The following is a 14553-nucleotide window of genomic DNA, read 5'->3' on the forward strand; positions in this document are numbered from 1 at the left end:
TGTTGAAACAAACGACGGAAACATCCCCTGTTGTTATGAAGCTAAGCAGCTCTGACTTCGCGTAAAAAACGGCCATATATCTCTGTATTACGTTCGTAATCCGGGCCAATGAAGCTTTTCAACGGATTTTGGGAACGCGTTCGAAAGGATTTTAATGAAGCGCTCAGAATATCTCGTGATTGCTCTTCTATCAATCACTCTTGTCGGCCTGGAAATGATTTGGACTAGAATCTTCTCAGCGGAGTTCTTTTATACTTTTGCTTTTCTGACACTATCTCTGGCTGTCATGGGATTGGGTATGGGAGCTTTGGCGCTCCGGCTTATTCCCGGTCTCAGTCGCGGGTACTGGTTGAGTCTGTCGCTGATTATTTGCAGCGGTCTGGCCGTTGCGGGACCACCGCTGGTGTTTGCTCTTGGACTGGATTTCTCGGTGCTGTTTTCCAGCGTGAGTATGGTCGGTTTGTTCCTGATAGCGGTATTATTGCTGTCCGGAACGTTCTTTTTTGGGGGAATCGCTCTGTCTTTTTTGTTTCGCTATCGCCATGAACAGATGCCGCGCTTGTACATGGCCGACCTTATCGGCGCCGCAGCAGGTGTTGTGGCAGCCGTTCTGCTGATGAACATCATTCAGACTCCCTATGCGGCTTTCGTGATTGTACTACCGACGCTGATTGCCGCGATTATTACCTGCCGTAAAGCCCTCAAAGTCTTTCCGGCGATACTGGCGCTGGTTGTCATCTTGCTAACTCCATACGCTCCGGACCTGCTGGAGCGGGAAGTTCAGGAACGAGCGCCGGTGATATACAAGCATTGGGACGCCATATCCAAAATCAAGATGTACGATTTCGGCGGTTATTATCGCGGATTGAATATAGATAATGTCGCCAATTCACCTGTCATTCCGTTTGACGGGGACTGGTCTGTCTACGATACCACCGATGAATCCTGGGATATTGATGTCGGCTATCTGGTCGACCGTTTTGATTCCTGTGTTTTCCTCTCGCTGGGCGCGGGCGGCGGTATGGATGTCTTTCAGGCTATCGAACAGGGTGCAACCGAGATCCACGCGGTTGAGGTCAACGGTCATATTAATGACATGATGCTCCACGGAGACAGCCCGGGGTATATTGATACCTTTTCTGTTGTCCGGGAGGAACCCGAAATAAACGTACCGGATTCGAGTGATCATATCTCTGACAGCGCCCTGTCGGCCGACAGCGCTGCGATACCGGCCACGCCACCACCTCCGCCACCACCGCAGTTGCGTGATCCCACCGGTAAAATTATTACTCTCGCTGAGTATTCGGGAGGGCTTTATCTCGATCCACGAGTGCGCGTGGTGACCGAGGATGCCCGAACCTACGTGCGGCGCTTTCGGAGTAAATTCGATATTATCTATTCGGTCAGCTCCAATACCTGGGCAGCACTCGGTTCGGGATCGTTTGCTCTGGCAGAAAATTACATTTTTACCACCGAGGCGTTCGAGGATTACTGGCGAGCTCTTTCCGACAGCGGCTTTCTTTCGATGGAACATCAGGTCTACATGCCTCGCCTGGTCAGTGAGGTAATTACGGCTCTTGAGAATCAGGGGGTAGCTGAACCCAGGGACCATTTTGCGATCTATGCTCTTCCCAATATGCGGCGTAAATTACTTTTACTTTCCAGGCAGCCGTTGACCGATTCGCTTCGATACTATGCTTATGGTCCGCTTACTCCGGAACGATATCAGGACATACACCTGCTTTATCCCCGGCCCGATACAGCCGAGGAGAATGTCTATGATCTGATCGTACGTGACGGCTGGCGTTCGATCCAGGACACGATTGCGGTCGATCTTTCACCGGCGGATGACAATCGCCCGTTCGTGGCCCAGATGGGTATGTGGAAAAATCTTACGTCGGACAAATTAGATAAAATCAATTTATATGCCGAGTTCACCGGTTTTCCGCTCTCAACGCTGACGATCGTGATCATCGTGGCTGTGGTTCTGGTGCTGCTGGTGCCCCTTAATCTTGTACCTTTTATTTTTAGTCGCGAGAAAATGCGTGCGGCTCCCTGGCTTTATTTCTTTGCCATTGGGGCCGGATTCATGATGATCGAGGTGGTCCTGATCCAGCAATATGCACTCTTTATTGGGGCTTCGGTTTATTCGATTGCGACCGTATTACTGACACTTCTGCTTGCATCGGGGATAGGCAGCCGATTCTCCTGGAGAATCTCATCGAAGATCGTGTTTCCCGGTATTCTCATCTGGTTGGTGCTGGATGTGTTGTTGTTCGAAAATATCGCTGCCGGACTCGCGGTATTACCTGTGATCGCAAGAGTGTCGGTTTCGGCACTCATCGTGGCGCCTTTGGGCTTTTTTATGGGGATGCCGTTCCCGAAAGCAACCCGACGAGTGGGTGAACTGATCGATTGGGGATTTGCAATTAACGGCGCAGCCTCGATGCTGGGCTCAACGCTGGTGGTGCTGGTGGCGATTCTATATGGATTCAATATAGCTCTGCTTCTGGCCGGGGGATGCTATCTGATCGCCTTCGGTTTGTACCGCGCCCGCTCTGCCTGGTAATGAGACAGGGTAGCATTAAAGTGCTCTTACTCCGTAGGGTGGGACTTTAATCTTGAGGCAAAATAAAGACTGCTTGTCTTTATAGCACGACTTCGAGTAACGAAACAGGTAGTTTTCTATCGCCGGTATGGCCGTTGTATTTAACAAACGCCGACGTTTGTTTCTTTTTCAGATTTCTTCGAGGGGGTGTCAAGGCGAAGACGTACTTCGTTGGCCAGTCGGTTCATCGTAAGGGGTTTACGCAGGAAGGACAAAGCGCCTAATTTCAAAGCCCGCTGAACGCTCTCAGATTCAGCATAACCACTTACGATTATAGCTTTTATATTGGGTTGAATCGCTTGCATGCGGTCCAATGTCTCGGCTCCGTTGATGCCGTCCGGCATGATCATATCAAGCAGAACGAGGTCGAATTCAGTTTCTTTTACTCTTTGCAGGCCATCCTCTCCGCTTTGAACGGTCTCGACTTTATAGCCCAGGCTGTTGAGCAAACGCGCCGTTACATCGAGTTGGGTGTGATCATCATCAACTACCAGAATGGTTTCATTGCCGCCGACACAGTTTGATACCTGTTCGGTTGTCGTAGCTTCACGAGTAATTGGCAGGTAAATATAAGTGGTGGTTCCTATCCCTACTTTCGAATCACAGTCAATATAGCCCTCGTGATCTTTCACCACGGCGTGGACGACGCTGAGTCCGAGTCCTGAGCCGCGACGGCGGTCGGTTTGTTTGGTGGTGAAAAACGGATCGAAAATCCGGGGAAGAATCTCGGGGGCAATTCCGCTGCCGGTATCGGCGATAGTCAGCTTGATATATTCACCGTGTGGGATATCGATTATCTGTCCGAAGGGGCTGTCGACATAGAAATTTTCACTGCGGATCGTGATTGTACCGCCCTTGGGCATGGCATCACTGGAATTGTGGACCAGATTGAGGATTATTCTCATCAATTGGGAAGCACCACCACGTACGTTCATCAGGTTCGGTTCCAGGTTGAGGACAGTTCTGACGCCGTTTGACAACGGTCCCATCTGTTTAAGTGCTTGTTTTACCACATCGTTGATACAGAGTGGTTCCTGAGTATAATGTCCGCGCCGTCCCAAAGTAAGAAGCTGTTGGTTGATATCGGCGATTTGCTCGGCGGCTTTTTCCATGATTCCCAGTAACTCCTGGGCGGGATGGTCCGATGGGAGTTCTTCGCGTATGAACTGCGGATATGCCACCAGCGGGCCGAGAAGGTTGTTGAAGTCATGAGCCACCTGACCGGCGATACGCCCGGCTGTTTCGAGACGTTGGGCGCGATCGGCGAACTCCTGCAGACGCCGGTTTTCGCTGACATCGCGAGCTATGATAGCCAGGCCGGTGTTTTCATCGGAGCCGCTCTCAATGGGGGATACCGTCAACGACAACAATACGGCATTGCCGTTGCGATCACCCCAGATCGTTTCTCGGCCGCCGCGAACGTGAAGTGAAGCCCGAGTCGAGGCGGACAACTGATACCATTCATGGAGGCGTTCATCGGGGATGAGACGATCGACCAGATCACCGATCATCTCTGCGGAGGTGTATCCGAACATGCGCTCGGCGCCCGGGTTCCAGCTAATAATGCGCCCGGTGGAATCGGTGCCGATGATGGCATCGGATGAGGACTCGACAATCGCCGCCATGCGAGCTATTTGTTCTTCGCTGTGAATTCGCTCCGTAACGTTCTGAACCAGGACGACCATACCGAATTTATGGTGGTCCAGGTCAAACAACGGCGCACTGTGCCATTCACAGATCAAGGGCTGTCCGTATTTCGTACAATGGCTGCTGATGCCGTGTATGCTTTCATCGCCGTTGAGCAGATCGTCCCAGAATAGCGTTCCGCGGACAGACGGGCACTCCGAGGCGATAAGTTGGGATAGAATATGCCCGGTCGCCTCCATCGGACGGTATTCGAAAATGTCCTGAGCGGCCGGATTCCAAAACACTACCCGGCCTTCAAGGTCGAGTTCTATCGCTCCCAGTGGTGTCTGTTGCAGGAAAAGCGAGAGCTTTTGTTCCGATTCGCCCAGGGCTCGAACAGCTCGCTTGTTTTCCTCTATTTGTCGTTCCAACTCGGCCGTACGGTCACGAACTCGTTTTTCCAAATTCTCCTGAGCATCCTTGAGGCGGATATCACCTTCCTGAATTTGTGCCAGCATGTTGTTGAAGGTGTCGGTCAGAACCCCGATCTCATCATCACTGAACCGGCGCGCCCTGATAGAGAAATCCTTCGTTAAGGAAACCTTTTCCGCCGTTTTAACCAGGTGCTGTAAAGGGATAACGATGTAACGCTGCAAACGGGTGACCACAAGGAAGCCGAGCAGCAGGGAAAGAGCGGTTGTTCCGAAAATTGTCATGGCTCGCTTACGAAGACGAGCGTTGAGATCAGACAAGTCCATGACGATTTCCAGTTGACCGAGTTTTTGTCCATTGATCATCACCGGCCGCGTTACGGCGGGTTGGGTGGTAATGGCTCCGTGTGATTCTTTGACACTGTCCCGGAAATAAGACGCCACTAAATTTCCGTTATTATCTCTGATGACGGCCAGCATTACGGTAGATTGATTGCGAAAAGCTTCCAGGGCATGCTCTACTTCGAGACGTGACCGATTGGGTAACTGGGAAGCGCAATTAGCACTGATAGCGTCGGCCAGGACGCGGGCCTCGGAGATCATGGCATCCCTGGTAGCCTGACGGTCGTCCAGAATAAACAGCAATCCGGATAGAGCCAGGGCAGCACAGATGGCGGTCGAAACGATCCAAACCAGTTTCTGCTTGATCGATAGCCTGCTGATAATTCTCATTTACGGTTGTGCCCCGCTCAACGTTGAATGGTCGCTAAGTATGCCAAAACTTGTTGTGTTAATTGACCAATGCTGCGGCTTCGTAAACTATCCCCGCTTTTATTGAAGGTCAGAATTCTCTTGGTTCTAATATCGGCCGTAAAGTTTTCTGGTTTAGACTAGTCTAAAGAGAAGACGGCATGAAGGTGGAAATAAAAAGGAGCGTTCGGAAGAACGCTCCTGTGGATAATATCGGTAGGAATAGTCTTCTATCGCTTGTCGAGAGTGTTATTGAACTGCTCCAGCCGGTCGGCCATCGACTCAAACAGCTCGGTTGTATCTCCCTCGATTACGATTTTCTCGATCTGATCCCCGGCGCGGATGTCGTTGACCACGTCCTGATCGGTTTCATCCACGACATGGCCGAAAACCGAATGGCGGTCATCGAGCCAGGGAGTCGCTACATGGGTTATGAAAAACTGGCTGCCGTTGGTGTTGGGGCCGGCGTTGGCCATCGAGAGAATTCCCGGCCGGTCGTGACGTAACTCGGGTACGAATTCATCCTCGAACCGATATCCCGGACCGCCGGTGCCGGTACCGAGCGGGCAACCACCCTGGATCATAAATTCTTCGATTACCCGATGAAATTTCAGCCCATCGTAAAAACCGCGCTGGGCCAAATTAACGAAATTCGCCACTGTCAACGGGGTTTTATCGTCATGCAGGATGAGCCTGATGTTTCCCTTGTTGGTTTTGATAGTAGCCTGCACTTTTTTCATACCTCCTTGTCTATGAACTAATGCTCGTTTCTTGCCATATATCCGGGCGAATCATTTTATCCGGGAGCTGCGTCAATAACTTCCCTGTTCGGTTCGTTTAATAATCTCATTCTGCAGCTCCGGGCTCAAGTCGATAAAATAATCGCTGTAGCCCGCTACCCGCACGATCAAGTCTCGATATTTCTCCGGTTCGGCCTGGGCTTTGCGCAGGGTCTCGGCGGTAACGACGTTGAACTGGATATGGTGCCCGTCCAGCTTGAAATATGTCCGCACCAGATGCATCATTTTTGTCAGACCGTTGTCATCGGCTAAAAGGTGCGGAGTGAATTTCTGATTCAGTAATGTCCCGCCGGTTCGAAGATGGTCGATTTTGGCCGCTGACTTGAGCACCGCCGTCGGTCCCAGCCGATCCGCCCCCTGCACCGGTGAGATACCTTCCGACAAAGGCTCCCCGGCCAGGCGACCATCCGGCATCGCCCCGACCACACTGCCGAAATAAACGTGGCTGGTGGTGGGGAGGAGGTTGATCCGGAAATGCCCGCCCTTGGTGTTAGGGCGACCGTCGATTGCCTCGAAGTACATCTCAAAAATCTGCCGGAGAATATCATCGGCATAATCGTCGTCGTTGCCGTAACGCGGCGTTTCGTACGACAACCGCTCGCGCCGGCTGTCCGCACCGGCGAAATTGCTGTCGGTTATCGTGATCAGTTCCGTCAGGCTCAACGACTTATGATCGTAAACATGATACTTGACGGCTGAGAGGCAGTCGGTCAATGAGCCGACCCCGACACCCTGTACGTAAGAGCTGTTGTAGCGTGCGCCGCCGTCGTTGTAGTCGCGCCCGCGCACGATGCAGTCATCGATCAACAGCGATAAAAACGGCGCCGGGAGAATCTCCGCCCAGAGTCGTTCGATCTGTCGATTCCCCTTGAGTTTGATCTCTACGAAATGGTTCAGTTGTGTCCGATACGCCGCCATCAACGTCTCGAACGATTCAAGCTGCTCGGTCGAACCGGTTGCCGGTCCCAGTCGTTTACCGGTGCGGGGATCGATTCCGTCGTGCAGCGTTATCTCCAGCACCTTGACCAGGTTGAAGTAACCGGTCAAAATATAACTTTCCTTACCGAACGCTCCGGTTTCGACACAGCCGCTCGATCCCCCCTGGCGGGCATCGGTGATTGATTTCCCCTGCCGCAGCAACTCCGCGATGATAGCATCGGTGTTGAACAGCGAGGGCTGTCCGTAGCCGGTCTTGATTATTTTCAGCGCCCGTTTGATCAGCCGGTCGGGATTCTTTTTGCTGATCTGGACCATGGACGAGGGCTGTAACAGCCGCATTTCCTCGATCACGTCGAGGATCATAAACGTCATTTCGTTGACGCCATCCTCGCCGGTTGGAGTTACCCCCCCGACGTTGATCAGACAAAAATCGGTGTATGTCGCGCTTTCACGAGCCGTAACGCCTACCTTTGGGGGAGCCGGCTGGTTGTTAAACTTAATCCAGAAAGCCTGCAACAATTCCCGCGCGCGTTCTTCGGTCAGTCGACCGGCCTCAAGATCGCGACGGTAGAACGGCAGAAGATGTTGATCGAGCCGACCCGGATTGAACGAATCCCAGGTGTTCAACTCGGTTATTACCCCGAGATGCACGAACCAATAATACTGCAAGGCCTCCCAGAATGTTTCCGGGGCGTGGGCCGGCACCCGGCGACAGATTGCCGCCATCGTTTCAAGTTCAGTCCGACGGTCGGGATCGGATTCCTGCTCGGCGAGTTGTGTTAAGGCATCGACATATCGTTCGGCAAAGCGTATGAGAGCCTGTGCGGTTATATCCATCGCTCGCAGTTCGGCTCGACGGGACTCGGCATCGATATCGTTTGAGTTTATTTTATCGAGCGAGGCGGCGATATCGGCTCTGAAATCGAGCATACCCTTGCGATAAATCTTGTCGTCAAGGACCGTATGGCCGGGAGCGCGTTGCTCCTGAAATTCGGTGAATACGCCGGCTTCATAGCAATCCTTCCAGTCATTGTCAACCTGCTCGAAAATACGGTTGCGAATCGAGCGTCCCGACCAGAACGGAATTATTTGCTCTTTCTGAATACGGCGGTTTTCGTCGGAAACCGCGAACGGTATTTTAGGCCGACTGTCGAGTACCTCAAAATCCTTCAGAGTATGACAACATATCTCCGGATAAGTCGGTGTTGCCTTGGGGACTTCGCCGCGTTCTCCCACTATCAATTCGCCGTTGTTGATACAGATCGCCTTGTGCTCCAGCAAATAGGCAAACGCTTGTGCTCGTGTTTCGGGCACGGAGAGGCCTTCAGTCTCACCACTTTGGTAGAACTCCGTCAGCAGCCGGGCTCGTTCGAGCGAGATGCGGGCGACAGCCCCGAGACTTTCTTGTCTGAGTCGAGCAATCCTATCGTTCATTGGCGTCAGCCTCCAACGGTTATTTCGAATCCGCGATGTCTCAACCGTTCCGCCATGTGTTCCAGTTCCTCGTCGGACTGGGTAGCCATAGGGCCGAGTCGCGATTCGAGTTTGAACCGTTTCAACTTTTCTTCTCCGAAAAGATTATACGGCAACAAACAGATTCGGCGCAACCGAACATTGGCCGACAGCCAGTCGGCCAGGGCGTCGAGATTTTCATCGGTATCGGTGATTCCCGGAATAAGCGGCCGACGAATCCAGATTTCCGTTCCAATGGCGGCCAGGTGTTTCAAGTTATTAAGGATCAACTCGTTCGAAACCCCGGTATATCTCCGATGAAGCCGGTCGTCCATCAGTTTCAGGTCATAAAGGATCAGGTCTGCCGCCTGCGCGATACGAAGCAACGTGTCGGTTGGAGCGTAACCCGAAGTATCCACCGCGGTGTGTAGTCCCTTACTTCGGCAGGCCTCCAACAGGGCGTACAGGAATTCCGGTTGAAAAAGCGGCTCGCCTCCGGAAAAAGTCACCCCGCCGCCGGACTCATCGTAAAAGGGCTCATCCGCCATGACCTGCCGCATTACTTCGGTAACCGTCGTTTCATATCCGATCATATCGCCGTGACTTCCCGGGCGATTGCCGGTATTGCCGGTGCTCCTTTTGGGAGCCGGTTCCGGTTGCGAGCTGCGACTTTCCGGATTGTGACACCACCAGCAGTTGAGGGGACAGCCCTTGAAGAACACGGTCGTTCGTATACCGGGGCCATCGTGGATAGCGTACTTCTTAACGTCGTATATGATGCCGGTATCAGTCATGGTTACCTTTCACTAAGTCTGACAATATAACACCGCCATCATTCAGATTAGCCGCAAAATTATCCACAGGTTGGAAAAATCTGAACAAACCGGTTCTTGCTGACGGGACTATTTGACTTACATCGCGGGCATGAGCGGTTAATGCCGTACGAGTAGTTTGAATTTAAGAACAGCGGAATTATAAAAAACGCCCTCGCGGGGGCGAGGGCGTTTCACTCATGAAGGTCTAAATCGCAGAGCCTACGGGCAATTAAGGCTCGGGCCGCTGTTGAACATGTAATCTACCAGGTAAACCAGGTCGGCAATGTCGGCGATTGAACCGTCACCGTTGACGTCAACCGCTTCCATGAAGATCGGCGCCGGGCCGCCGTTAAACATGTAATCAACCAGGTAGACCAGGTCTTCGATATCCGGTCCTGCTCCGCTGCCGTTGATGTCGCCGCAAATCCAGGCCGGTCCAATCTCAATTGTCAGCGTCTGTTGTCCAATACCACCGACTTCGTCGGCAGCCTGAGCCATGAAGCTGATCGTTTGTTCCTCGGTCGGAGTTCCCGACAAAAGCCCGCTGGCGCTAAGGCTCAAACCGGTTCCGGCAAGACCGCTGTTGGCGTCGCTCCAGGTCAGCGATCCGGTACCGCCGGTGGCCGCCAACTGCTGCGAATAGGCGGTTTCGGCCGAGCCGTACGGAAGGCTGGTCGTGACTACCGTCACTTCCTCATTGAGCAGGAAGGTCATCGGGAAGTCACCCGTTGCACCGACCTCATCGGTCAGGTGACAGGTAAATTCGGCAGTACCGGCTGTCGTCGGCGTACCGCTGACAAGACCGGTCGTACTCAGCGACAGGCCATAGCTGCCGAGGGTTCCGTAGAGATCGGTATAGCTGATGTCGCCGGTTCCGCCAGTGCCGGAGAGCTGCTGAGAGTACGGGACTCCCACGGTCCAATCCGGCAACGATGAACTCAGTGCCGGGGCAGGGTTGATCGTCAGATTCAGCGCTTTTTCATCCGAGCCGCGCTCGTTGCTCACCATCGCGGTGAACTCGATCGTCCCGGCTGTGGTCGGTGTGCCGTTCAGCAGACCATCCGTCCCCAGTGCCAGTCCGGTGCCGGTCAGGTCGCCGTTTTTGTCGATCCAGGTTTCATCACCGGTGCCGCCGGTCGCTTCGAGCTGATAGCTGTACGCTACGTTGATTGTCCATTCCGGCAACGTCTCGGTGATAATTGTCAGAGGTTGCGTAATCTCGAACGGGAGCGACTTCTCGACAGTTGCCCCAATGGCGTCCGTAACCAAGACGACCAGATCGACAGTGCCTGCCGTGGATGGTGTGCCTTGAATCTGCCCGATAGCGACGATGGACAGACCGAATCCAGCCAGGACACCGTTCTTGTCGGAAGTGATCCGACCACCGGTCCCACCGGTTGAAGATATATTGGCCACGTAAAGCTCACCCAGTTCTCCGTTAGGGAGGCTTTCGGTCGTGATCGTCAAGGCCGGATTGAGGATGAAGCTGTAGGTTTGTTCGACCGTAGTTTTAGCTTCATCGGACAAAGCGGCGGTAAACGAAATCGTCCCGGTTGTCGTTGGAGTACCGTTCAGAAGACCGGAGGTGCTCAGCGTTAGACCGGTACCGGCCAGATCGTCGTTTTTGTCGATCCAGGTCCGACTACCCACACCGCCGATACCCTCGAGCTGCAGGTTCATGGCAAAACCTTCGGTCCAGTCAGGAACTTCCTCGGTCAGAATCTGCAACGCCTGGATAATCTCAAAACTGAACGTTTCATCATCCGAACCGCCACCCATGTCAGCCACATGAGCGGTGAAACTGATCGTGCCGGGAGTTATCGGAGTGCCGGAGAGAACACCGTTATAAGACAGGCTCAGTCCCGTGCCGTCCAGATCGTCGTTCAAGTCAGTCCAGGTTTTGGTGCCGGTGCCGCCGGTGGTGGTCAGTGTCTGAGAATAAGGTTCATTCAGATCGCCGTCCGGCAACGATGTTGTGGTAATCTGAAGCACCGGATTGACGGTGAAACTCAGCGCCTGCTCAGCGGTGGCGCCGATATCGTCAGTGTAAAGAGCGGTAAAACTGATCGTGCCCTCGGATACGGTTCCGGACAAAAGTCCGCCGCGTGAAAGCGTCAGACCGGTCCCGACCAGATCACCGTTCTTATCGCTCCATTCCGGGCTGCCGGTGCCGCCGGTTCCGGCCAACTGCTGCGAATAGCTGCCGCCGTCGGTCCAGTTCGGAAGCGTCGTAGTCGTTATTTGAAGAGCTTCATTGATCTGGAAGGTGAACTGCTTTTCGTCGGTGTAAAGCGAGTCGTCAGTCACCTGAGCCACGAAACTTAACCAACCGGCATTAGTCGGTGTGCCGCTGAGAACGCCTGCCGTCGAGAGGCTCAGGCCGGTGCCGCTCAGGTCGCTGTTTTTATCGGCCCAGACATAAGGGGTCGTGCCGCCCTCAGCTGCGAGCGTCTGACTCAATGGATACCAGGCTGTCCAGTCCGGAATCAGCGTGGTCGTAATGTTGGGAGCATTGACGTTGCAGGTGTAGCCCTTGACTTCAACGTCATCGATATTCCATCCGCAATATCTCCAGGAACCGTCGGTTGTGCCCATCGTGAAACGAATGTAAACGGTCGCTTCACCGTCGGCATAAGATGAGATGTCATACGTATACTCGGTCCAGGAATTGTCGGAGATGGTTACATCGTTCTCCCAGATAGTAGTCCAGGAGGAGCCATCGTTGGAAATTCGTATATAAGCATGATCGTACAAGGGCTGTTCGACTCCCAGCCAGCGCCAGAAGCTGAACGTCACATTAGCCAGCTCACTGCAGTCGATGGCCGGGCTGGTCAGGTGACGTTCCGGCATACTGTTTTCATAGTCGCCGTCGAGGTTGTAGCCGTATACGTTCGATCCGGAATGGCCACTGGACGGATCCGGGTTGCCGTATTCACCACCGTCGCCGGTCGGTGTTCCTCGTTCCCAGGAACCGCCGGAAATAGTCCAGCCCTGGTCGGTGTCGAAGTTATCCGAGAAGATTACCTCTTCATCGGTTGCGACAAAAGCCGAATAGGGATCGACCGGGCTCGGATCGTACACCTCACCGATACCGTCCGCTTCGGCGCTGAGATAGAAATTGACGCGCTGGAGACAGTCGGCCGGGGGCAGGGTGGCGATGTAATTGTTGGCAGTCGTCTCGGTCATGTAAACCGAGGTGTAAGTACTACCGTCGACGTTGTAGTACAACTGACCGGTTCCGGAGACGGGAGTATTACCCTCGATGCCCGAAACCACCACCGTGAAACTGGTCTGTACGCCAGGGGATAGGAGCGTCGGAACACCCTGAGGATATGTGAACGAGAGCGGAGCGAGTTCCGGAGCGTCCATGTTATGAGCGCCGAAACCGGCCGCGATTTCCCAGTAGTGCGGCGTGCCGTTGTTGATGTTGCCGTCGTTGTCGTCCAGGGTAAGCCAGTCGATCGTAATCTGCGGCGTGATCTCCGTGCCGGAGTGCAACAATATAGCGTTGACTGCCAGGTTACGAAGGAGCGGCAGATATTCTTCCGGTCCTGTCGTGGTCTGAACCAGCGCGTTACGCGTGTCCCAAATACAACCGGTGAGTAACTGCGCACAGGTGTGGATATCGTCCGAACAGGGATACTGGAATGAGTTGTCGGCTGTCCGTAACGGTTCTTCGCAGTCGCCGTAGAAGCCGAGCGCCAGATTTGGATTATCGACAATCACCACGTGCATTCCGTCGGCCATACCTTCACCATATTGACCCTGGCCGCTGCCGCCCATGTTAACCAGATGGTGACCGTATTCATGGTGGATGATCGCATTCCAGGCCGTGTTCGGATAGCTTGAACCGGACGCGCAGAAATTGATCGACTCATCCGATGAACTGTACCAGGCGTTGCCCGGGCAATAACCGTCGGTACGGTTGACGCTGACCGGGAACTCAGTGTCAGTAAGGTTGGGATAAGAAGGATTCGCGGTGATCGCGGTGGATCGGACGATGTTGGCCTGGATGTAGGCATTGCTCTGAGCCAGTACCTCCTCAGAGGTGTTGGCCGAGTTGTGAACGAAATTAGCCGGGCCGGGCGGAGTAACAGTAGTGGTCAGAATCTCTTCCGATCCGGAATAGTTACTCACGTTGAACCATTGACCGACACAGGGGGAGGTAACCGTCACACTTGAGGTGCCGGAGTTGGAAATGGTGAAATCACCGTTTTCATCGGTGTAGGCAATGGTACTGCCGATACTCACTTTGGCATAGGGGAAGGGCATGATCGATTCGGGTTCGCAATCAGCCGAGGCGTTGCCTTCGGAGGCCATACCGCTGACGTTGCCGACCACATCTTCGAAAACGATGCGATTTTCTTTATAGAGAATCTCACCGGTGGCCGGATCGATAACGTAACGGAAACACTCCGGGAAATCGGAACTGCCTTCGAACGTAACCGCCATGCGCGGCGCTTCACGCTTGCTTTCGATACCGGCCCAAATCACCGTCTCCTGTTCGGAGAAATCGGTCAGGCCGGGTTCATCGGCGCGAGCGATATCTTCAGCCACGGCGGAGAATCCGCCGAACGATTTGTTCGGGATGAAATCGCCCAGATCGCGTAAGGTCGATACCGCCATAACCAGCGGATAGCCGGATTCGTTGCGAACCAGCAGCCGCAGTTCACCCTGGAAAAGGGGAATTCCGTCTATTTCCTGGCGATAATAAACGAGCGTAAACTTGTAACTATCGGTCTCCGCATCGTACATGACCGGCTGGGTCAAATTTCGCTTCTTACTTAAATTGCCGGGAATGAGATCATCGGCCTTAACCCCGAATACACCCGCGTGTTCGAGACGGAACTGATCTGCGGTTGCCTCAGGAGAAGTCCCGTAACCGAACGGGACACCGTACAGGCGCGAGATCACCGGTCCGGTCTGATAAACGCGGACGTTGCCGAAGCTGGATTTAAGATCGCTGAGTGCTTGCGTTGTCTTCTGGACTCTCTCAGGAGTCAACCCTGCATAGCCGTCATTATCAGAGGCGGCAAATACCGAGCAGGCCAGAAGAATCAAGGCTGTCAAAGTTAGCAGATTCCTCCGCATAGATCCTCCAGGGTAGGTTATGTTGAATCATATGTCTAATT

At 53.6% G+C, this 14553-nt stretch carries 6 protein-coding genes; 1 reads left to right on the plus strand and 5 read right to left on the minus strand.

Annotated features, from left to right (window positions below):
* The first annotated feature begins 154 nt into the window (after window positions 1-154).
* Window positions 155-2569 (plus strand): hypothetical protein, encoded by a 2415-nt coding sequence (locus PLF13_05000; GenBank protein ID HOP06633.1) that lies wholly within the window; start codon window positions 155-157, stop codon window positions 2567-2569.
* Between the two features lie 140 nt (window positions 2570-2709).
* Here PLF13_05000 and PLF13_05005 read toward each other — a convergent pair whose 3' ends face one another.
* The 5 genes from PLF13_05005 to PLF13_05025 form a co-directional block, all read right to left on the minus strand.
* On the minus strand, window positions 2710-5397 hold the full coding sequence (locus tag PLF13_05005) for a PAS domain S-box protein (protein HOP06634.1): 2688 nt from the start codon (window positions 5395-5397) through the stop codon (window positions 2710-2712).
* A 248-nt stretch (window positions 5398-5645) separates the two neighbouring features.
* Window positions 5646-6155 carry a peptidylprolyl isomerase gene (locus PLF13_05010; GenBank protein ID HOP06635.1) on the minus strand — a complete coding sequence of 170 codons (510 nt, stop codon included), beginning with the start codon at window positions 6153-6155 and terminating at the stop codon, window positions 5646-5648.
* A 72-nt stretch (window positions 6156-6227) separates the two neighbouring features.
* The gene (locus tag PLF13_05015; protein HOP06636.1) at window positions 6228-8588 is read right to left on the minus strand and encodes a glycyl radical protein; all 2361 of its coding nucleotides are present in this window, start codon (window positions 8586-8588) and stop codon (window positions 6228-6230) included.
* A gap of 5 nt (window positions 8589-8593) precedes the next feature.
* Window positions 8594-9400 carry a glycyl-radical enzyme activating protein gene (locus PLF13_05020; protein ID HOP06637.1) on the minus strand — a complete coding sequence of 269 codons (807 nt, stop codon included), beginning with the start codon at window positions 9398-9400 and terminating at the stop codon, window positions 8594-8596.
* Between the two features lie 240 nt (window positions 9401-9640).
* A complete protein-coding gene (locus PLF13_05025; GenBank protein HOP06638.1) occupies window positions 9641-14512 on the minus strand; it encodes a choice-of-anchor J domain-containing protein in 4872 nt (1623 codons plus the stop codon).
* Between the last annotated feature and the right edge of the window lie 41 nt (window positions 14513-14553).

It is taken from the genome of Candidatus Zixiibacteriota bacterium, from assembly GCA_035380245.1.
In the GTDB taxonomy this organism is placed as follows: domain Bacteria; phylum Zixibacteria; class MSB-5A5; order GN15; family FEB-12; genus DAOSXA01.

Coding starts and splice junctions, on each gene's coding strand:
- PLF13_05015 (HOP06636.1), bottom strand. CDS start 8,588: ATGAACGATAGGATTGCTCGACTCAGACAAGAAAGTCTCGGGGCTGTC.
- PLF13_05020 (HOP06637.1), bottom strand. CDS start 9,400: ATGACTGATACCGGCATCATATACGACGTTAAGAAGTACGCTATCCAC.
- PLF13_05000 (HOP06633.1), top strand. CDS start 155: ATGAAGCGCTCAGAATATCTCGTGATTGCTCTTCTATCAATCACTCTT.
- PLF13_05005 (HOP06634.1), bottom strand. CDS start 5,397: ATGAGAATTATCAGCAGGCTATCGATCAAGCAGAAACTGGTTTGGATC.
- PLF13_05010 (HOP06635.1), bottom strand. CDS start 6,155: ATGAAAAAAGTGCAGGCTACTATCAAAACCAACAAGGGAAACATCAGG.
- PLF13_05025 (HOP06638.1), bottom strand. CDS start 14,512: ATGCGGAGGAATCTGCTAACTTTGACAGCCTTGATTCTTCTGGCCTGC.